This is a genomic window from Streptomyces sp. NPDC019890 (assembly GCF_044903445.1).
GTDB lineage: Bacteria > Actinomycetota > Actinomycetes > Streptomycetales > Streptomycetaceae > Streptomyces.
This window is the reverse complement of the sequence record NZ_JBJDQK010000002.1, coordinates 502,146-521,477: the sequence shown is the minus strand read 5'-3', so window position 1 is coordinate 521,477 and position 19,332 is coordinate 502,146. Positions and strand designations below refer to the sequence as shown.

18 protein-coding genes and 1 pseudogene are annotated in these 19,332 nt (G+C 69.7%); 16 read left to right on the top strand and 3 right to left on the bottom strand.

All coding sequences use genetic code 11. The features are described 5' to 3' along the window. The 6 genes and pseudogenes from ACI2LP_RS06750 to ACI2LP_RS06725 all read left to right on the top strand — a co-directional run bounded on the left by ACI2LP_RS06750 (nt 1) and on the right by ACI2LP_RS06725 (nt 4,850). Nucleotides 1-438, top strand: a complete 438-nt coding sequence (locus ACI2LP_RS06750; protein WP_404723454.1) for an SMI1/KNR4 family protein — start codon at nt 1-3, stop codon at nt 436-438. Between the two features lie 516 nt (nt 439-954). Beyond that, entirely contained in the window at nt 955-1,632 is a 678-nt protein-coding gene (locus ACI2LP_RS06745; protein ID WP_404723453.1) for a hypothetical protein, read from the top strand. A 353-nt stretch (nt 1,633-1,985) separates the two neighbouring features. Then, nucleotides 1,986-3,235: pseudogene (locus tag ACI2LP_RS06740) on the top strand (helix-turn-helix domain-containing protein). A 131-nt stretch (nt 3,236-3,366) separates the two neighbouring features. Next, entirely contained in the window at nt 3,367-3,657 is a 291-nt protein-coding gene (locus ACI2LP_RS06735; RefSeq protein ID WP_404723452.1) for a hypothetical protein, read from the top strand. A 52-nt stretch (nt 3,658-3,709) separates the two neighbouring features. Beyond that, nucleotides 3,710-4,132 (top strand): ATP-binding protein, encoded by a 423-nt coding sequence (locus ACI2LP_RS06730; protein ID WP_404723451.1) that lies wholly within the window; start codon nt 3,710-3,712, stop codon nt 4,130-4,132. Nucleotides 4,133-4,253: 121 nt separating this feature from the next. Further along, complete coding sequence (locus tag ACI2LP_RS06725) at nt 4,254-4,850, top strand: Uma2 family endonuclease (RefSeq protein ID WP_404723450.1); 597 nt, start codon at nt 4,254-4,256, stop codon at nt 4,848-4,850. A gap of 59 nt (nt 4,851-4,909) precedes the next feature. Here the strand turns inward: ACI2LP_RS06725 and ACI2LP_RS06720 are convergent, their stop codons facing one another. Beyond that, nucleotides 4,910-5,974 (bottom strand): mechanosensitive ion channel family protein, encoded by a 1,065-nt coding sequence (locus ACI2LP_RS06720; RefSeq protein ID WP_404723449.1) that lies wholly within the window; start codon nt 5,972-5,974, stop codon nt 4,910-4,912. A 249-nt stretch (nt 5,975-6,223) separates the two neighbouring features. Between ACI2LP_RS06720 and ACI2LP_RS06715 the strand changes: the two genes are divergently transcribed. Then, nucleotides 6,224-6,760, top strand: a complete 537-nt coding sequence (locus ACI2LP_RS06715) for an HNH endonuclease (protein WP_142217192.1) — start codon at nt 6,224-6,226, stop codon at nt 6,758-6,760. A 56-nt stretch (nt 6,761-6,816) separates the two neighbouring features. Here the strand turns inward: ACI2LP_RS06715 and ACI2LP_RS06710 are convergent, their stop codons facing one another. After that, the gene (locus tag ACI2LP_RS06710) at nt 6,817-9,732 is read right to left on the bottom strand and encodes a beta-N-acetylglucosaminidase domain-containing protein (protein WP_404723448.1); all 2,916 of its coding nucleotides are present in this window, start codon (nt 9,730-9,732) and stop codon (nt 6,817-6,819) included. A gap of 241 nt (nt 9,733-9,973) precedes the next feature. On the opposite strand from ACI2LP_RS06710, the gene ACI2LP_RS06705 reads away from it, so the two are divergent. The 6 genes from ACI2LP_RS06705 (at nt 9,974) to ACI2LP_RS06680 (ending at nt 15,488) form a co-directional block, all read left to right on the top strand. Then, the gene (locus ACI2LP_RS06705) at nt 9,974-10,168 is read left to right on the top strand and encodes a hypothetical protein (RefSeq protein ID WP_360876049.1); all 195 of its coding nucleotides are present in this window, start codon (nt 9,974-9,976) and stop codon (nt 10,166-10,168) included. A gap of 10 nt (nt 10,169-10,178) precedes the next feature. Further along, nucleotides 10,179-12,425 carry a 4-alpha-glucanotransferase gene (malQ, locus tag ACI2LP_RS06700; protein WP_404723447.1) on the top strand — a complete coding sequence of 749 codons (2,247 nt, stop codon included), beginning with the start codon at nt 10,179-10,181 and terminating at the stop codon, nt 12,423-12,425. A 20-nt stretch (nt 12,426-12,445) separates the two neighbouring features. Then, nucleotides 12,446-12,679, top strand: a complete 234-nt coding sequence (locus ACI2LP_RS06695; RefSeq protein ID WP_404723446.1) for a hypothetical protein — start codon at nt 12,446-12,448, stop codon at nt 12,677-12,679. Between the two features lie 184 nt (nt 12,680-12,863). Beyond that, the gene (locus ACI2LP_RS06690) at nt 12,864-13,787 is read left to right on the top strand and encodes a DMT family transporter (protein WP_404723445.1); all 924 of its coding nucleotides are present in this window, start codon (nt 12,864-12,866) and stop codon (nt 13,785-13,787) included. A gap of 132 nt (nt 13,788-13,919) precedes the next feature. Then, nucleotides 13,920-14,498 carry a dihydrofolate reductase family protein gene (locus ACI2LP_RS06685; RefSeq protein ID WP_404723444.1) on the top strand — a complete coding sequence of 193 codons (579 nt, stop codon included), beginning with the start codon at nt 13,920-13,922 and terminating at the stop codon, nt 14,496-14,498. A gap of 78 nt (nt 14,499-14,576) precedes the next feature. After that, nucleotides 14,577-15,488, top strand: a complete 912-nt coding sequence (locus tag ACI2LP_RS06680) for a LysR substrate-binding domain-containing protein (RefSeq protein ID WP_404723443.1) — start codon at nt 14,577-14,579, stop codon at nt 15,486-15,488. Nucleotides 15,489-15,593: 105 nt separating this feature from the next. Here the strand turns inward: ACI2LP_RS06680 and ACI2LP_RS06675 are convergent, their stop codons facing one another. After that, on the bottom strand, nt 15,594-16,196 hold the full coding sequence (locus ACI2LP_RS06675; protein WP_404723442.1) for an NADPH-dependent FMN reductase: 603 nt from the start codon (nt 16,194-16,196) through the stop codon (nt 15,594-15,596). 148 nt (nt 16,197-16,344) lie between these two features. Here ACI2LP_RS06675 and ACI2LP_RS06670 point away from each other — a divergent pair, with 148 nt between their 5' ends. The 3 genes from ACI2LP_RS06670 to ACI2LP_RS06660 all read left to right on the top strand — a co-directional run bounded on the left by ACI2LP_RS06670 (nt 16,345) and on the right by ACI2LP_RS06660 (nt 19,330). Then, on the top strand, nt 16,345-17,205 hold the full coding sequence (locus ACI2LP_RS06670; RefSeq protein ID WP_404723441.1) for a helix-turn-helix domain-containing protein: 861 nt from the start codon (nt 16,345-16,347) through the stop codon (nt 17,203-17,205). A gap of 126 nt (nt 17,206-17,331) precedes the next feature. Continuing rightward, nucleotides 17,332-18,216 carry an SAM-dependent methyltransferase gene (locus ACI2LP_RS06665; protein WP_404723440.1) on the top strand — a complete coding sequence of 295 codons (885 nt, stop codon included), beginning with the start codon at nt 17,332-17,334 and terminating at the stop codon, nt 18,214-18,216. A gap of 4 nt (nt 18,217-18,220) precedes the next feature. Next, nucleotides 18,221-19,330 carry a terpene synthase family protein gene (locus ACI2LP_RS06660; RefSeq protein ID WP_404723439.1) on the top strand — a complete coding sequence of 370 codons (1,110 nt, stop codon included), beginning with the start codon at nt 18,221-18,223 and terminating at the stop codon, nt 19,328-19,330. The last annotated feature ends 2 nt before the right edge of the window (nt 19,331-19,332 follow it).

The following is a 19,332-nucleotide window of genomic DNA, read 5'->3' as shown; positions in this document are numbered from 1 at the left end:
ATGTGGATTGAGTTTATCTCGTCCCTCTCTGCTGAGGTTGAGTTCGCGGATCCGGTCAACCCTGAGTCTCTTGGTGCCGCAACAGCGGCTCTGGAGGAGTCAATCCCTGAGGATTTGAGGTCGCTTCTCTCCGAGGCGAACGGAGTCACGGACGAGTATGGGACTGAGTTTATTTGGTCCGTAGAACAAGTCGTGGCGAGAAATCGGGAGATGCGGGGCACTGTCGATTTTCGAAGTCTTTACATGCCATTCGATCCATTGCTTTTCTTTGGGGATAGTGGAGGGGGTGATCTATTTGCTTTTGTTCAGCGTCCATCGCGTTCGGATATTTTCGTCTGGCAGCATGAAAGCGATAGTCGACTCTGGGTGGCTAACGATCTGAGGGATTACCTCGGTCGTTATCTGGCAGCCGCAGGTGAGGACTGGTACGCTTCCTGACTGGCCTGCCATGTAAGCAACGGACTCGCCCCGGGGCGTAAGTCGCATCTGGTGACAGCTGGACGCGGCGCCCGCCGAGAACTCATCGCATTGGATCGTGAGCGAGAGGCTATACAGGCGTGCGTTATTGACTGACGATGCGCTCGCCGTGTGGAGTCCAAGAGATTGAGCGAGCGCCGCACGCGGCTAGTGTGCGTCGTCCTATACCTGGTCGGGCGCCGGAGTGCCGAGCAAAGTCCGGGCTCCCGTGCACAGGTAGGCGCAGAGGGCGAGTGCGAGATTGCTGATCAGCTCTGAAGGCCCGTGCTGTGCAGGAAGCATCTGCAAGTGAGGCCTGACGGACGCTTCTGACGACGTAAAGGCTTGCGGGTCTGCATGCGCCTCGCCGCTGGATCAGCCCGCGGCTGTGCTAAGACCTGGCTGGGCAGAAGTCCCCTTGGCGCGATTCTTGGGAGTAATTGACCTTGTTTGTAAGAGGGATGAGTAGGGAACCAGGGATACCGCAGCGTGTGCTGCTTGGTGGCAATGGCCTTTACGGCCGGTTGCGGTGGTGCTGACGGCAAGGCCGAGGAGGGCGAAGGGCCGCAACAGCTCGCTGTACCGAGTACAGGAAGCGGCAAGGCGCTGGGACAGCGGGAGTTGGAGCAGGCTGCCGTCTCGCAGAAAGATCTTCCTGCGCGTACGTTCGATGCGCTTCTCGATCCGATCTCGACCAAGAGGTCAGCAGTGGATCCGGCTTCGTGCCAAGCGGTCGCGGACTCGGCCGGCCTGTCCAGCTGGGTCCTGCCCAAGGCTCGTGTCAAGCAGGTGATTGGCTCCGCGAAGGGCGACCACGGAGGTTCCATGGCGCTGGCGTCACATACGCCGGCGGAAGCCTCCAGGATGATCCAGCAGGTACGGGCCGCAATGCGCTCCTGTAACGCGTTCACGCCGGCGTTCGGCTTCGCCTACGAAGGCGTCACTGAGCTTCCGGATCCCAAGCTTGGGGACGAGTCCGTTTCCTTCCGGCTGCTCCAAGTGGTCTCGTCGGAGGGAGAGAAGCCTCTAAAGGTGCCAGTGACCGTCATCGTGGTGCGGATGGGTGCCACCCTCGCAACGTTCCAGGCGGCCAACTTCGAGCGCGACGGGCAGGCTGTCGTTCCGCGGGATGTCGTGGACGAACAGCTGACTAAGCTCGCCAACGTTGCTCGGTAGCAGCCGGTCTGCTTCAAGTGCCTGTCCTGGGCTCCCACCTCGTAGGGGCCCCCGGGTGATTGTCGCTGGTGTGATCACGGCGTATGAGTCGTCCTGGATTGCTCCGTTCACCGGGCTTGGTCCACGTCAGGTACGACTGCGAGGACGGCACCAGGCGTTCGGTCTGCTCCTACGCCACTGACGACGTTGGCCGGATCAGTGAGCCCCTGCCCGTAGCGAAGCGTCATTTGGTGCCGCGGTCACTTGGTCGTGTGCCAGAGCCTGGACGTGTGAGGATCGTCGATCTTCGTGCCGTTTTGAGCCTCGCGCCGTACTCTGCCTGTGACCTGGGTTGCGCAGAGAGAGGCAAGGCCATGCCGTCCGATGTCACCCCCGACCCCTTCGTCGAGCCCATCGCATTCGGCCAGCGGATGCAGGTCCTGCGTACCCGCCGTGGCATGAGTCGCACTGTGCTTGCCGGGCTGGTCGGCAAGTCCCCAGCTGGGTGAAGCAGGTTGAAGGTGGGCAGCTGCACATGCCCAAGCTCCCCATGGTGTTGCGGATCGCCGAGGCGTTGCGCGTGCGGGATCTCTCGGAGCTCATGGGCGAGCAGTCTGTGCCAACTGCCTTGTTCGCCGGTCCGGGGCATGCACGACTTCCGCAGGTGCGTGCGGCTATCGATGCCTATCCGTTCGTGGCTGACCACGAGGCTCCATCCGCCGCCTACATGGAGGCTCGCCTCGTGCGGACCTGGCGGGTGCGGCACTCGTCGCCGAACCATCGAGACGTCATTGGCTCTCTGCTGCCCGAGTTGATCCGTGATGCACAGCTCGGCGTGCGGCAGTCCGAGACGGCGGCCGAGCGGCGCGGCGCGCAAGCGCTGCTCTCGCAGACGTACAGCTTGTGCCAGTTCTTCATCGCCTACCAGCCCGACGCTTCACTGCTCTGGCGTGTAGTCGAGCGCGGGATGGTCGCGGCTCTGGAATCGGAAGATCCGCACACGCTCGGGGTGGCAGCGTGGCTGGCCGCGCAGGCGCACCGTGACAGCGGCCCGGGTCACTTCGAGGCGGCGGATGCGGTGACCTTGGAGACCCTCCGCTACCTTGAGCCGCTCCTGTCGGATGCGGGTGATGATGTGCTCGCCATTGCGGGCGCTCTTCACTTCGAGGCGGGATACACGGCAGCGCGCCGTGGCGACACCGGCTCGGCGTGGGGGTACTGGGATACGGCACGTGCCATGGCCGAGCGTCTGCCGGCCGACTACTACCACCCCGTGACGTCGTTCTCGCGCGCCATCATGGGTGCGCACGCGGTGACCGTCGCTGTTGAGCTGCACGCAGGTGGGGAGAGCGTCAGGCAGGCCGCTGTAGCCGAAGCGGCGACCATTCCGTCTCGCCCCCGGCGGGCTCGGCACCGTATTGAAGAGGCGCGTGGATACCAGTTGGACGGACAGTCCGAGGCGGCCTTGGCGGCTTTGGACAAGGCGTTCGAAGCGGCCCCGGAGACCATGCGCTACAACGGCTACGCGCGCCGAATCCTCTTGGAGGAAGCGGAGTCGAAGAGCCCGTCCCAGCGGCGACGAGCCAGCGAACTCGCGATGAGGGTAGGCATGTTGGCTGCTTGAAAGGGTGGGGCAGGAACTCTGCCCCTTCCCCCTGTCCAGGAGACCTACGGTCGGTAGTCGTACGACTACCGAAGCCCCCCGCGGCCGCGATCACGGCCCGGGCGAGGTCCCCCTGAAGGAAGCAGTTCGACATGCCGCTCCGTATCGCCCGTATCTTCGAGCAGTTGCTGAGGCTGCGCCCGGCCCACGGTCACCACAGGGCGACATGGCCGACGCACTTCGCCGTAACACCACCCCTGCTGGAACCTGCTGGTCCTGCTAGTGCACCGGATCTGCTGAGGGGCGAGGACTCCGCGCTCGTACGCCCCTACCTCGTCGCCCACGAGCAACTTCTGCGAAGGCAGCACCGCAGGGTGTTGTGGTTCGCTTCGCACGGGATTGACCTCGACAGCCGGGACATCCACGGGCTGGGGGTCGCCTGATGAGCATGGTCCCAACCGAGCGACCGCAGCCCTGGGCCGACGCGGAGCGCTCATGACGGCGCTCCAGGCCGAGGACTGTCTCGACTACACGCCGAATGCCCGCAGCGTCAGCCTTGCCCGCCGTCGCACGGCGAGACTCGTCGCAGACTGGGGACACGCTGAGCTCGCGGGCGACGCGGCGCTGCTGGTGAGCGAACTGGCGACCAATGCCTTACGGCACGGCTGCCTGCGGGGTCGACTCTTCCGGGTGAGGGTCGTCCTCAACGCCGAGATTCTGCGTATCGAGGTCAGCGATCCCCGCGGTGAGCGGCTGCCGAATCCTCGCCTGCCCACCGACGCGGAGCAGTGCGGGCGCCGGCTTCTGCTTGTCGGTGCGCTGGCCGACCGGTGGGGGACCGAGCTGCGGACCGTCGGCAAGACGGTGTGGGCCGAGCGGGCTCTGAACCGCCACCCAGCGCATGCGCCCGGCGGGTGACGCGAGGTGGCGGGGGCGGAAGCGCTCGTCGGTCGGGGTGTCTCGCCTCAGGAAGGTCTGCGGCGGGAGTGTCGGCTTCCGTAGTCTGGGGACAGGTCCCGCCAGAGCAGGAGGAGGCGCCGTGACCGTGACTGCTGATCGGCCGCAGATACTGCCGGAGGAGTTCGAAGCCGCATCACGTGCCCTGGCACGTGAGGTCGAGGGGCTACGGGCGGAGTTCATTCACGGCAAGATGGGGGTCAAGCCGGTGCCCGATGGTGATCATGAGCGCATCATTCAGTGGCTCACCAGGATCTGCATGCAGCATCGGCCGGAGCTGTGGCTCTCGACAGGGCAGGGCCTGAGGATCGAGACCTACCGCAAGGGCCACGCTCGGCCGGATGGCACCCTGGCCGACTCGGAGGCCTTCGTCGGGGCGGGCGAGTGGGCTGATCCCGAGCCTGTGCTCATGGCGTTGGAGATCACTTCGTACGACACCGACACCGACACCGACACCGACCGGCGCGACCGCGTGGAGAAGCCGCGTGCGTACGCCGAGACGGGGATCCCGGTGTACCTGCTGATCGACCGCGACTCCTGCGAGATCAAGGTCCACAGCGAGCCGGACGGTGTCCGCTATGAGCACGTACTGACGGTGCCGTTCGGCAAGGTCGTCACGTTGCCCGATCCGATCGGGATCACCCTGGATACGGAGCCGCTCACGAGCTGGGTTCGCTGACGCGGACATGAACGGGCGCCCCCACCGCGACGGTGGGGCGCCCGTTCCCGTACGCAGTCCTACTTCGACATATTCGCCGACGGAGTCAGCGGCGTCGCCGCCATCGACTGCGGCGACGTCGTCGACGCATACGCCGAAGGCGCCGCCATCCCCGCCGTCGGGTCCGCCGGCGCGGTCTCCTCCGGTACCGGCGGGAGGCCGCCCACGATGCGGATGTCCGCCGCGTCGAAGGCCCGCTTGATGCGCCAGCGCAGCTCGCGCTCCACGCCCAGCGCCTTGCCCGGCATCGTCTTCGCCGCGACCCGCACGGTCATCGAGTCCAGCAGCACCTCGTTCAGGCCCAGTACCTCGACCGGGCCCCACAGCTGCTCGTTCCACGGGTCGGACTTGGCCAGGTCGTCCGCGACCTCGCTGATCACCGAGCGGACGTGATCCAGGTTCTCCGAAGAGCGGACCATCACGTCGACCGCTGCGGTGGCCCAGCCCTGGCTCAGGTTGCCGATGCGCTTGATTTCACCGTTGCGGACGTACCAGATCTCGCCGTTGTCGCCGCGCAGCTTGGTGACGCGCAGGCCCACCTCGATCACCTCGCCGGAGGCCACGCCCGCGTCGACGCTGTCCCCGACGCCGTACTGGTCCTCCATGATCATGAAGACGCCGGAGAGGAAGTCGGTGACGAGGTTGCGCGCTCCGAAGCCGATCGCGACACCCGCCACACCCGCGGAGGCCAGCAGCGGTGCCAGGTCGATCTTGAAGGCGCCGAGGATCATCAGGCCCGCGGTGCCGAGGATCACGAAGGAGGTGACCGAGCGGAGTACGGAGCCGATGGCCTCCGAGCGCTGCCGACGCCGCTCGGCGTTGACCAGCAGGCCGCCGAGGGCCGTGCCCTCCACGGCCTGGGCCGAGCGGTTCATCCGCTCGATCAGCTTGGTCAGGGCGCGGCGCATCAGCATGCGCAGCACCAGCGCGACCACCAGGATCAGCGCGATCCGCAGGCTGGTGTTCAGCCAGGTGGACCAGTTTTCCTCCACCCAGCCCGCGGCGTCTCCTGCCTGCTTGGCGGCCTCGTCGAGCGAGACGGGCTCGGAAGACGGGTCAGCGGCCAGTAGGACGGATAGGGGCACGACGGGAACCTCCAGGCATTGCGGGTGGCAGCCATCCACACTAACGGGGCCCACTGGGTGTTCCGTCCCCGTGTTCGAGGGAGAGACGAGGCTCACCTGGGGATGAACCAGTCGTAGTCGCTGTGGTCGAAAACACTTCGAGCCCGTTACCCGCACGTGGTGGCGCTCGGACCTGGCATGAGGCGACACTGAAGAGCAGATCGTCCCGGCGCGAGCCACGCGCCGCCGGCGTACAAGGAGGCATCCACCGTGCCGCACGTTCTGGTCCTCAATGCGTCGTACGAGCCCCTCGGCGTCGTACCGCTTCGCCGCGCGCTCATCCTCGTACTGGAGAACAAGGCTCTCTGCCTCGAGGAATCCGGCGCCTTTATGCACAGCGCGACCCGTGTCATCGCCGCACCCAGCGTCGTACGGCTGAAGCGGTTCGTACGGGTCCCCTACCGGGGGCCCGTTCCGCTCACCCGCAAAGCACTCTTCGCCCGCGACGGCGGGCGCTGCATGTACTGCGGTGGCGTCGCAACCAGCGTCGACCATGTCATTCCGCGCAGCCGTGGCGGACAGCACGCCTGGGACAACGTGGTGGCGGCCTGCCGCCGCTGCAACCATGTCAAGGCGGACCGGCATCTGCGGGAGCTGGGGTGGCGGCTGCACCAACATCCCGCCCCGCCGAGCGGGCTCGCGTGGCGCATCATCGGGACCGGGCATAGGGACCCGCGCTGGCTGCCATACCTGCAGCCGTACGGCGCGGACGATGCGATGGCCCGGATCGACGGCATCTCTGCCTGAAGACCGGGCCTTCGTCGTCCCTCGCGCCGTCGGTCCTCAGGCACCCGTCCGCGCCCTCAGCCGGCTACCGCATATGCCTCCACCGACCACAGTGAGTAGCCGTACTGGGTGGCGCGCGCCTCGCCCTGGACGCGGATGAAGCGGGTGTCGCGGCTGTCCATGCGGACCGCCTCGCGGCCGCCCCTGCCGTCGGTCACCGTCGCGGCCGTACGCCAGGTGCGGCCGTCCGCCGACGTCTGGATGCGGTACTTCGTCGCGTACGCGTCCTGCCAGTGCAGCACCACCTGGCCGACGCGGGCCGGGCGGGCCAGTTCCAGCTGCCACCAGGCGCCGTCCTCGACGGGGGAGGACCAGCGGGTCTTCGGATCGCTGTCGATCGCCGACGCGGCCGGGAAGTCGGCCGTCTCGTCGCCCGACGAGGAGGCGGTCGAGCCCGCGGCCCGCGCCAGGTCGGGGCCCGCCGTGCGCGGATAGGCGCGGACCGTCAGCGTGCGTTCCTGGCCGGCGAAGGACAGCGGTATCCGGTACTCCCCGGCCGGGGTGCCCGCGGGGACCGTGACCTCGACCGGCACGGTCGTCCGCACGCCACGCGGGACCGTCGTCTGCTTCGGCACCGTCACCTTGATCCCCGCCGGGGCCTTGGCGGTGAGCTCGCCGCGGACCTCGGCCGGGCGCTGCGCGGTCAGCCGGACGCCGGCCCGCTGCGGTCCGCCGCCGATCTCCGCGTCCGTCCGGCCGCGTACGAGATCGAGGCCGGCCACCGGCTCGTCGGCGAACCACGGCACCACGGACCGTACGGCGACGGGCTCGGCGCTCTGAGAAACCACACGCACGGCATCCACTCGCAGGCCCTTGGCGTCCGCCTGGGTCCAGCCGCTCGCCGAGAGGGGGCCGAGTGTGCGCCAGCCCTGGCCCGGCACGTGCGCCTCCAGACGGCCGGAGCCCGAAGCGGCGGGCTCGGTCATCGCGGTCACCGCCGCGACCGGCCGGGACCGCTCCAGCCACACGGTGTCGTCCCCGGCCGTCTGCGCGACGCGGTCCGCGCCCGTCCAGGCCGCGGACTCCTTCGCCGCCCGCTCCAGGAAGGGGTTCAGCACGCCCTGCCCGACCGCCGCCCGGCTCGCCGCGAGGGCCTTGCGCAGCGGCTCCAGGTCCAGCGAGGCCCGCCAGGCGGCCGCGCCGTCGCCGCGCACCTGCGCCTGCAGCATGTCGACGGAGAGTTCGCCCGCCCGGCCGTACCGCGCCAACTGCTCCAGCCACGGCCGTACTTCGTCGTCAAGGCGGCCGTCGGCGGGCCCCTTCAGCCGCTGCGGGGCCTGGCGCATCACGGTGAACGCGGCGCGCAGCGCAGCCGCCGCCCGGTCCCTGGCCGCCGCGTCCGTCCCGGTGTGCGAGCGCCAGAAGTCGTCGAGGAGGGGCCTCAGATAGCCGGACTCGGCCGGGTTGAGTATCGACGAGGCGTGGTTGCCGGCCAGCGCGAGCAGCGCCTGACGGGTCGGCTCATTGCCGCCCGCGAGGTCGTTGATGGCGGCCTGCCAGGACTCCTGGGGGCGGTAGCCCCTGGGGTTCCAGGCATAGTCGGCGGCGGTGAACAGCGGGATGCGGGAGGCGGATGCCTGCTCCATCGCGTTGGCGAGCAGCGCCACCGAACCGGCGGCGACGGCCGGCTCGCGGCCGGTGTAGGGGCCGAGGAATATCCGGTCCTGCGCGTAGTCGTTGACGGGGTAGTTGTCCATCGTGACCAGCGGATGGTTGAAAACGCTCCGCGCGCCCGTCAGTTCGCGGCCCGTGATCGTGCGCGGCACCACGCCGACGCCCGTCCAGGCCACCTGGACGCGGCTGTCCAGCTCGTCCGCGAGCGCCCGCCGGTAGTCGGTGGCACCGTCCTGGTAGAACTCCGTCGGCATCAGGGACAGCGGCTCGGCCCCTGGATACCGGTCCGCCAGATGGCGGGCCAGCGCACCCGCGACCCGCGCATGCGCCTTCGCCGCGGCCTTGGGACCCGACCCGAAGGCGTCCGTGTCCTTGCCGCAGTGCCACTCGCTGTAGCTGACGTCCTGGAACTGGAGCTGAAAGGCCCGGACTCCCAGCGCCCACATCGCGTCGATCTTGCGTGTGAGCGCCTTGATGTCGCCGTCGTCGGACAGACACATCTCCTGCGCGGGCGCGACGGCCCAGGCGAGGGTCACATGGTTCTGGCGGGCGCGCTCGGCGAGCTCACGGAACTGTGTGCGCTGGGCCGCCGGGTACGGCTCGCGCCAGCGGGCCTGCCGGAAGGGGTCGTCGCCGGGCGCGTAGAGATAGCGGTTCTGCTTGGTGCGGCCCATGAAGTCCAGCTGGGCCAGCCGCTGTTGATGGCCCCACGGCTGACCGTAGAAGCCCTCCGTCATACCGCGTACGGCCGTTCCCGGCCAGTCGCGTACGAGAACTCCGGCGACGCTCCCTCGCGTGATGAGCTGCCGCAGCGTCTGGACTCCGTGAAAGAGGCCGTCGTCGCCGACGCCGTCGAGCGCGACCGTGTCACGCCCCTGGATCCGGCCGACGGCGATCCGGTAGCCGCCGGAGGGGAGATCGGTGCGTTCGGGTGCGCGCAGGGCGTGCAGCGCCTCCTGTGCGCCCCTGCCGCCGATCCGTACGACGGGTCCGCGTCCCGGCAGCTCGGTGTACAGGGTGTTGACGCCCGACTCGCGCAGCAACTGCTTCAGCAGCTCCACGGCGTACGGATCTGCCCCTTGGTCCGCAACGACGGTCGCCTCTTCGCCGAGAGGCACCGCCGCACCCGCGGCTCGTATGGACTGAGGGCGCGGCCATACGGAGGGCAGCGCGCCCTCGCCCTCAGGGTCCTTGGCGGTGGTGGCGGGGGAGCCCGGGTCGTCGGGGGCGGCGAGCGCGCCGTGCGCGCCGCCGAGCAGGCTGCCGATGACGGCGACCGCGACGGCTGTCGCAGTACGCCTCCTGCGCGCGAGCCGCACGCCCGTCTCCCCTCGGTCCCCTGTTGCTCCGGTCGGTTTCGAGCCCACCACCAGCACACTGAGGGTGTCAATGCGGGTGGCCGTTGTGCACCTTTTGCCTGACGCGATGGGCGGTTTGATCCAACTGACGTGCGGGGAACGGAATGTGACGCGGAACACGTTGACTGATCGTGTACGTCTGCCGTCGTGGCCGCTGGGTAGGGCTCCTGTGTCCCGTTACCGTCAGTCTGGAGTGACCGTCGTGGCCGCATCCGCTCATCTGCTGCTCTCCGCCCTGTCCAAACAGGTCCCGGGCCCCGGCCCGCTGACCAGTGAGCCCCCGCTCCCTGACGCCGCCCCTCTCACCAGCGAACCGCCTCTCGCCGAGGTCACACCCCTCACCAGTGAGCCGACCGCCCCCGGGACGGCCGGAGGCACCCAGTCCCCAGGAGTCTGAAGGAGTCTTCATGGGCCTTGCCCGGCTTGCCGCGCTGCATGGAGTCGCCACGGCGTACGCTCCCTCGGAGGGCGTCAGCGTCCCTGTCCCCGACGCCACGGTCGTCGCGGTCCTCGCCGCACTCGGGGTCGATGCCGCCACGCCCGCGGCGTTACGGGACGCGCTGGCCCGCGCCGAGTCCGCCGCGGCGGAGCGGCTGCTGCCGCCGACGGTGGTCCTGTGGGGCGAGGGCGAGATCCCGCCGCCGCTGACCGAGCTCCCCGAGGGCACGACCGTGCGGGTCGAGCCGGAGGCGGGCGGGACGGTGGAGTGGCTGACGCCTGCGCCGGGGGGCGCGGTCGGGCCTGAACCGCGCGGCCCGGGTGGGCCGACTGCGGCGACCGAGTCCGGCCCCGGTGGACCGACTGCGGCGACCTGGCCCCCTGCGGCCGACGAACGTGGTCCCGGCAGTCCCGCTGCCGCGGCCGAGCGTGGTCCCGGGTGGCACCAACTTCCCTGTGGTGTGCACCAGTTGTATGTCACCGCCCCCGACGGGCGCGCCGCCCGCGCGGCTCTCGTCGTCGCGCCTGTCCGGGCGCCACAGTCCCAGGGGCGCTCGTACGGCTTTCTCGTGCAGCTCTACTCCCTCCTCTCCGCCCGCTCCTGGGGCATGGGCGACCTCGGCGATCTGGCCGAGCTCGCCACCTGGTCCGGGCGGGCGCTCGGGGCCGGGTTCGTGCAGGTCAACCCGCTGCACGCGGCCGTACCCGGCGCACCCACCGACCCCTCCCCGTACCGGCCTTCCTCCCGCCGCTTCCCCGACCCCGTCCATCTGCGGATCGAGGACATCCCCGAGTACGCGAACGTCGGCGCCCACGACCGCAGGCGGCTGGACGCGCTCCGCGAGAAGGCGGACGAGCTGCGCGAATCGGTGCTGCAGAAGGGCGCGTTGATCGACCGGGACGCCGTCTGGGCGCTCAAGCGCGAGGCCCTGGAGATCGTGTACGGCGTCCCGCTGAGTCCCGGCCGCCGCGCCGCCTACTGCGACTTCCTGGCCGAGCAGGGCCGGGCCCTGGAGGACCACGCCACCTGGTGCGCCGTCGCCGAGGTGCACGGCCCCGACTGGCACTCCTGGCCGGCCGGCCTGAAGGACCCGCGTTCGGCCGAGACCGCCCGCGCCCGGTACGAGCTGATGGACCGGGTCGACTTCCACAGCAGGCTCGCCTGGCTCACCGACCGGCAGCTGGCCGCCGCCGGGCAGGCCGCGCGCGAAGCGGGCATGGGTGTCGGCATCGTCCACGACCTGGCCGTCGGCGTGCATCCGGGCGGCGCGGACGCCTGGGCGCAGGGGGAAGTCTTCGCCGCCGGGATGTCGGTGGGTGCCCCGCCGGACGCGTTCAACGCGCGCGGCCAGGACTGGGGCCTGCCCCCGTGGCGGCCCGATGTGCTGGCCGCGTCCGGTTACGCCCCGTACCGCGGACTGCTGCGCGGCCTCCTGCGCAACGCGGGCGCGCTCCGCATCGACCATGTGATGGGCCTGTTCCGCCTCTGGTGGGTCCCGCAAGGCAGCCCGCCCACCGACGGCACGTATGTCCGCTACGACGCGGAGGCGATGCTCGCGGTCCTCGTCCTGGAGGCCCACCGCGCGGGCTCGATCGTCATGGGGGAGGACCTCGGCACGGTCGAGCCGGGCGTGCGCGAGGCGCTGACCCGCCGGGGCGTGCTGGGCACCTCCGTGCTCTGGTTCGAGCGCGACTGGGCGGGCACGGGCCGCCCGCTGCCGCCGGAGCAGTGGCGCGAGGGCTGCCTGGCCACCGCCACCACGCACGATCTGCCGTCCACAGCGGCACGGCTGACCGGCGAGCATGTGGCGCTGCGCCACCGCCTCGGCCTGCTCACCCGCCCTCTGGAGCAGGAGCGCACCGAGGACGCCGCGGACGTCGCCGAATGGCTCGGCGTGCTCGGCGGCCTCGGCCTGCTGCCCGAGGGCACGGGCGACGAGGAGGGCCAGATCCGCGCGGTCTACCGCCTTCTGCTGCGTACGCCCGCGCGCATGGTCGGCATCTGGCTGCCGGACGCGGTGGGCGACCGCCGCCCGCAGAACCTGCCGGGCACCTGGGACGAGTATCCGAACTGGCGGCTGCCCGTCGCGGACGCCGATGCGCGCCCGGTCACCCTGGAGGAGCTGGCGGCCTCGCCCCGGCTGCACGGTCTGATGGAGGTCTTCGGTCCCCGGGCCCTGCCTCGGACGGCACCCCCGGACGCGCGACCCGGATAGGCGTTCGCTACGTTGGCATCGTGGACAAGAAGAACGCTTTGCGCGCCGGCGCCGTCGCGGCCGGTACGACGCTGATGATGCTGCTCCTGTCGTCGCCCGCGCTCGCCCTGACGCCCGACGACGGCGACGACCCGGGCCAGGGCCTGAGCGTGGCCGAGACGCTGGGCCTGTATGTCGCTGCGCCGCTGGCGATCTTCGCGGTGATCGTGGGCCTGGTGATGGTCCTCGACAAGTCCAGGAAGCCGCAGAGCTGATCTTTCCAAGGGCGCCTCGGGGTGAGTCATCCCCTGAGGCGCCTTTGTCGTGCGTCGGCACGCTGACCGTTCAGCCAATCGTTCAGTTTTTCTGAAGTTAATCGTCGAAAGTATTCGATAGACCTAAGGCTTTTCTCGCTGCGACGGTGGATTCACCGGAGATCGACCAGCGAGAGGGGCACTGATGGCAGTACTGGACCGCGTCCGCAGCAGTGAGGCGACGGAGAGGGTGCGAGGGGCCGCGGGCCTCGGGCTTGTGTTCGCCGCCGTCGCGACGGTTGTCTGGTCGGGGAGCTTCGTCACCTCCCGCGCGCTGCACGACTCGGTCCCGCCCGTGCAGGCCGCCTTCTGGCGCTGGATCATCGCGATCGCCGCCGTCGCGCCCTTCGCACTGCGCGAGACCTGGCGGCAACGGCCGCTGATACGCCACCACTTGGGGTATGTCGCACTCGCCGCGCTGCTCGGCGTCGCCGGCTACAACACCCTCGTCAACCAGGCCGGCCTGACCACCCCGGCCGGCCACATGGGCATGATCATGGCCGCCTCGCCCGTCCTGATGGCGGTGTACGAACGCCTCGGCGGGAAGCGGCTCGGGGCGCGCCGCCTGGTCGGGATGGGCGTCGCCTGCGCCGGAGTTCTGCTGCTTGTCGGCAACGGGTCCCCGGCGCCGGCCTTCGCTGCCGGTGATCTGTGGATGTTCGCGGCGGCGCTGAGCTTCGCCTCGTACAGCGCGCTGCTGCGGCGGCGGCCCGCCGGGATCGGACCGCTCTCCTTTCTCTTCACGACGTTCGTGCTGGGTGCGCTGATGCTGGCGCCGGTGTACGGGGTCAGCCTGGCCGTCCAGGGCGGCTTCGAGCCGACGGCCGAGACGGTGGGACCGCTGGTGTACGTCGGTGTTTTCTCCTCCGCCGTCGCCTTTTTCGTCTGGAACAAGGCGATCGCCGCGATCGGCGCGGCGCGCGCCGGGGTCGTCTACTACCTGCAGCCGGTGTGCGTGGCGGTGCTCTCCTTCGCCCTGCTGGGGGAGGCAACCGGACCGGTGCAGATCCTGTGCATGGCGCTCATTCTGGGCGGGGTGATGCTGGGGGTGGCGGGGAGGGCCAAGTGAGGCCGCGGAAAAGGGTGTTGCTTTACCACTACGAATGAAGCACTATGACTGTCGTGGTTGGGCGGCGGGTGTCGCTCTCTTGGCGCATCCCTCGATTCACCCGATGCGCACCACCTCGACGAGAGGTTCGGCTTGCGAAAGCTCGTGTACTACATCGCCGTTTCCATCGACGGCTTCATCGCCGCCCCCGACGGGGACGGCAGCGTCTATCCGCTCAGCGAGGAGTTCACGGCGTACTCCGCGACGGAGTACCCCGAGACCCTCCCCACGCACGTCCGCCCGATGCTCGGCATCGCGGACGCGGCGAACGTGCACTTCGACACCGTGGTGATGGGGCGCCGCACCTACGAGCCGGCGCTGCAGATCGATGTCACCAGTCCGTATGCGCATATGCGGCAGTACGTCGTCTCGCGCAGCCTCAAGGAGTCCCTCGACCCGGCGGTGGAGGTCGTCTCCGGCGACGTGGTCGCGAAGATCCGTGAACTCAAGGCGGAGGACAGCGATCTCGGGATCTATCTCTGCGGCGGTGCGGATCTGGCGGGGCAGCTGCGCGACGAGATCGACGAGTTGCACGTCAAGACGTATCCGGTGGTGCTCGGCTCCGGGGTGCCGATGTTCTCGGCGGAGTACGGCGCACAGGACTTCGAGGTCATGAGCAGCCGGGTCTTCGACAACGGTCTGATCTTCACGACGTATCGCAGGAAGCGGTAGCGCCGCGGTCGGCCGGGTCGACGTGCGACCGGGTCAACATGCGGTCCGGTCGATGTGCGGTCCGGTTAACGTGCGGGCATGACCGAGTGGGACATCAAGAAGCTCCAGATCCTGCGCACGCTCAGCGAGCGGGGGACGGTGACGGCGACCGCCGAGGCGCTGCTGATGACCCCGTCTGCCGTGTCGCAGCAGCTCTCCAACCTGGCCAAGCAGCTCGGCGTGCCGCTCCTCGAGGCGCAGGGGCGGCGGGTGCGGCTCACCGACGCTGCGCATCTGGTGCTGCGGCATGCGGAGGCGGTCTTCGCCCAACTGGAGCGGGCGGACGCGGAGTTGGACGGGTATCTGCGGGGCGATGCGGGTCTGGTGCGGGTGGGGGCCTTTTCGACGGCGGTGCCCGCGCTGGTGGTGCCGGCGGTGCGGCGGCTGCGGGAGGCGCATCCCTTGCTGGAGGTGCGGGTCAGGGAGGCGGAGGCGGCCGAGGCGTACGAGCTGCTGGCGTCCGGGGACGTGGACGTCGCGCTGTCCCTCGCAGCGCACGCGCCGACTGCCCGCGACGGGAGGTTCAGCCGCGTCCCGCTGTTGGCCGACCCACTGGACGTGGCCCTGCCGGCCGGGCACGCGCTGGCGGCGGTCGAGGGGCTGCGGCTGGCGGATCTGTCCGGCGAGCCGTGGATCTTCGGGGGCAGCGGCCCGTGGTCGGAGATCACGCTGGCGGCGTGCGAGGCGGCGGGCTTCGTCCCGGAACAGGCGCATTCGGCGGCGGGCTGGACGGCGATCCTGTCGATGGTGGAGGCGGGCATGGGGGTGGCGCTGGTCCCCCGGATGGCGGCGGAGGGCGGCGCGCGACGGGCGGGGGTGGTGATGCGGGTGCTGACGGGGGAGCAGCCGAGGAGACATGTGGTGGCGGCGGTGCGGAGGGGCGCGGAGGAAGGGAGGGGCGTCGGGAGGGTGCTGGCGGCGCTGAGGGGGGTGGCGGAACGGCTGGGGTGAGCGGCGCGGGCTGACGCCCCCGTCCCCGGGAGCGCCAGACCCGCTGGGCGGGGCCCGTCCCCCGGGAGCGCCAGGTCCGCGCCGCGGGCGGACGCCTCCTGAAAGCTACGCGGCGCCGAAAGGGCGCTCGCGGCGGGCCGTGTGGAGGATCGAGGCCCACCAGTCGAGTTGGGACAGCATGACCCTTGCCGAGGCGTTCGGGCCCTCCGGGTCCTTCAGGGTGGCGTCGGGGGCGAAGAGTTCGTAGTAGCGCGGGAACGAGACATAGTCCCGGATCGTGTGGGCGTGCAGTTCGCCGAAGACCTGGCGCAGTTGTTCTATCGCCAGCAGGCCGCCGCTGGACCCGCTGTATCCCACGAAGCCGACCGGCTTCGCCTGCCACTCCGTGTAGTGCCAGTCGATCGCCGCCTTCAGCGACGCGGGGAAGCTGCGGTTGTAGTCCGGGGTCACCACCACAAACGCATCGGCCGCACGCAGCCGCCGCGTGAGGTTCTCCATCTCCGCGGGGCGGGGCATGGCGGGATCCAGCGCCGGCGGGACCGGCGGGAGGGCGAGCGGCAGTGGCGTGTCCGCCAGGTCGATGACGTCGACCGTGAAGCGGCCGTGCTGCTCGGCCTGTTCGGCGAACCAGTTCGCGACCACCGGGCCGAAACGGCCCTCCCTGACGCTTCCGATGATCACTGCGAGGTTGAGGGGCTCATTGGGCATGGCTGTGTGCTCCGGCTTCAAAGACGTGGGTGACCCCGGCGGTCACCTCGGTCAAAGCTGCCGGGCGCGGCCCGAGCCAGGGAGGCCGCGCTCAGGCTGGTAGCAGCAGGGCCACCATCCCCGCAGCCCCCGCAGGTACCTTCGAAGGGTGAGCGACAACGAGCTCGGCATCTTCCTGCGTACGCGCCGCGAAGCGATCACCCCCGCCCGGGCCGGGCTGCCCGCCGGACCCCGGCGGCGTACGCCGGGGCTGCGCCGGGCCGAGGTGGCCACGCTTGCCGGGGTCAGCGTCGAGTACGTGACCCGGCTGGAGCAGGGGCGCGACCGGCGGCCGTCCGTGCAGGTGCTCTCCGCGCTTGCGGAAGCGCTCCGTCTGACCACGAGCGAGCGCATCCATCTGCACCGGCTCACCAAGGCCGCCGACGGCGGCTTCGCCTGCCTGGGCGGCGCATCCGGCGCATCGCCCAACCGCACCGTCCGCCCCACCGTGCAGGCTCTCCTCGACCGCCTCGAACCCACCCCTGCCGTGCTCCTGAACCGGCTCGGCGAACTCCTCGCCTGGACCGAGGCGTACGAGCGGCTCGCCGGGCCGGTCGGACTGCTCGACGGCACCCCGCCCAGCCTCGTGCGCTTCGTGTTCACCGACCCCCGCGCCCGTACCGCCTACCCCGACTGGGACCGCATCGCCGACGAGCAGGTCGCTGCCGTCAAGCAGGGGCCGTTCCGTGCGGACCCCCATATCGCCGTGCTCGCCGACGAGTTGACGGTCATCGCCGGGTCCGCCTTCGCCGGTCGCGTCGAGCGGATCCCCGGCCTCCCCGAGCCCCGCGGCATCGAACGGCTGGTCCACCCCGAGGCCGGTGAGCTGCGTCTTGCGTACGAAACCCTCGAACTTCCCGTCGACGACGGCCAGCGGCTGATGGTCCGTCTTCCCGCCGACGATGCCACGTCCGCCGCGCTCGACCGCCTCGTCGGCCGCCGCCCGGGTCGGCTCCGCGCACTGGCCTGATGGTGTCAATGTGAAAGCTGTAATGGAGAATTGACGGTGTGACACCAGAGGCGGGGGGTGACAGAAACGATCATTTTCGGGCAGAGTTGAAGCGCCCTGTCACCCCCCAGGACGCACGGAGACCCGATGGAACAGAGCCTCGTCGCGTTCGACGAGACCCAAGTGCCGATCTACTACTCACGTAAGACGGCCGACATCCTGCACAAGTACGGTCCCGGTCCCCGTATCCACTTCCACATGGGCCTGTTCGCCCCCGGTGCGACTCCCAACACCACCGTCTCGCAGCGCGCGCTCAAACGGCGCATCGTTGCTGCCCAGGAAGCCATAGTCGACCACGCGGCCCGCAGCTGGGGCGCGTACGCAGAGCCTCCACGACGCCTCCTCGACATCGGCTGCGGTGTCGGCGGCGGCTCCCTCTACTGGGCCCAGGAGCACGGCACCAAGGTCACCGGACTCACCGTCGCCGGTGAACACATACCGGTCATCGAGCAGTTCGCCCGGCAGGCCGGTGTCGCATCGCTCGTCAGCCCGCGGCTCGTCGACGTACATGACTTCGTACCTGGCCGAAAGAAGTTCGACGCCGCGTATGCGAACGAAAGTTCGGGCTATATGGACCGAGAACGGCTCTTCGAGGTCGTTGCCAAGGCCCTGAGACCCGGCGGCTGGTTCGGCATCCAGGAACACTTCATCTGCCGTCCCGAGTGGACAGAGTTCATCGACGGCTACTACAAGACACGCCTCGGCACCCTCAGCGAGTACATATTCGCCGCCGAGGCCGCGGGCTTCGAGCTGGAGCAGGACGAGGACGTCACCGACCGCGTCGCCGAGTTCTGGGTGCAGTCCATGGCCTGGAACACCGCCGAACTGGACCGTGCCGAGCGCGGCGGCGAGCGGGACGCCTGGTCCCGGGAGCGGCTGATCGAGTCGACGATCACGCACGGCAAGCTGTTCCGCATCTGGCGCGACCACGCGATGGAGACCCGGCTGCTGCTTTTCCGTCTGGGGGGCTGACCCAATGCCTCCCGTGTACGCGAAGGACAGCCGCCCTTCCCGCATCGGCTGGGAACTTCCGCCGTTCTACTGCCCGTTCAACGAGAAGCAGATCCACCCCAAGGCGGCGGAGCTCGAGCAGCGCGCCATCGAGTGGATCGACACGTTCGGCATCTATCCGGACGCGACCGAGCGCGCGTGGGGTCTTGCCACCCACAGCGCGGACTTCACCAGCCGCATCATCCCGTACGGCGACGTCGAGCCGGTGCTGCTGTTCATCGAGTGGAACTACTGGGCCCACGCCGTCGACGACTGGCAGGACTCGGGCTCCACCGCCACCCGCACCGCGGACATCGCCGACCACAGTGTGCGCCTGGTGCGCGCCATCGAGGCGCCGGGGGCACAGCTGTTGCCGCCGGGCCCGTTGACCACCGCGCTGGACGATCTGGTGGCACGCACCCGCGCCATGCTCACGCCCTTCCAGCTGCGCCGCTTCACCGAGGGCACCAGGGACTGGCTGTTCGGCGCCGGATGGCAGACCTCCAACGCCGAGCGCAAGGTGATGCCGTCGCTCAACGACTTCGCGGCGATGCGGATGTCGGTCAACGGTACCCGCTTCACGCTCACCTGGTGCGACGCATCGAACGGCATCCAGGTGCCGGCCGACGTGCTCTACTCCGCGCCGGTCCAGGCGCTGACCGACGCGGCCGGCTTCATCGTCTCCTGCGACAACGACCTCTACTCGTACAACAAGGAGGACCATCAGGACCCCTGGGAGCAGAACCTGCTCAATGTGGTCGCCCGCCACGAGGGCTGCACGCCCGCCGAGGCGATCGGGTCCGCGGTCGCACTTCGGGATCGGGCCATGACCCTGTTCGTACGGCTCAGGGAGCAGCTCTACAACGGCGCGGACGAGCAGCTCACCCGCTATCTCGACTCACTCGGGCACTACGTGTCCGGCTGCATCGAGTGGCAGAACCTGGCGCCGCGTTTTGCCAGTCCCCGCAACCGGAACACACTTCCCGCCGAGGGTGCTTCGTACGACATCACCTGGCGGGACACCCCCAGCGACCCGAGCCTCGAGCCGCTGCCCATCCCGGCGATCGCCTGGTGGTGGCAGCAGCTCGACGCGTGAGC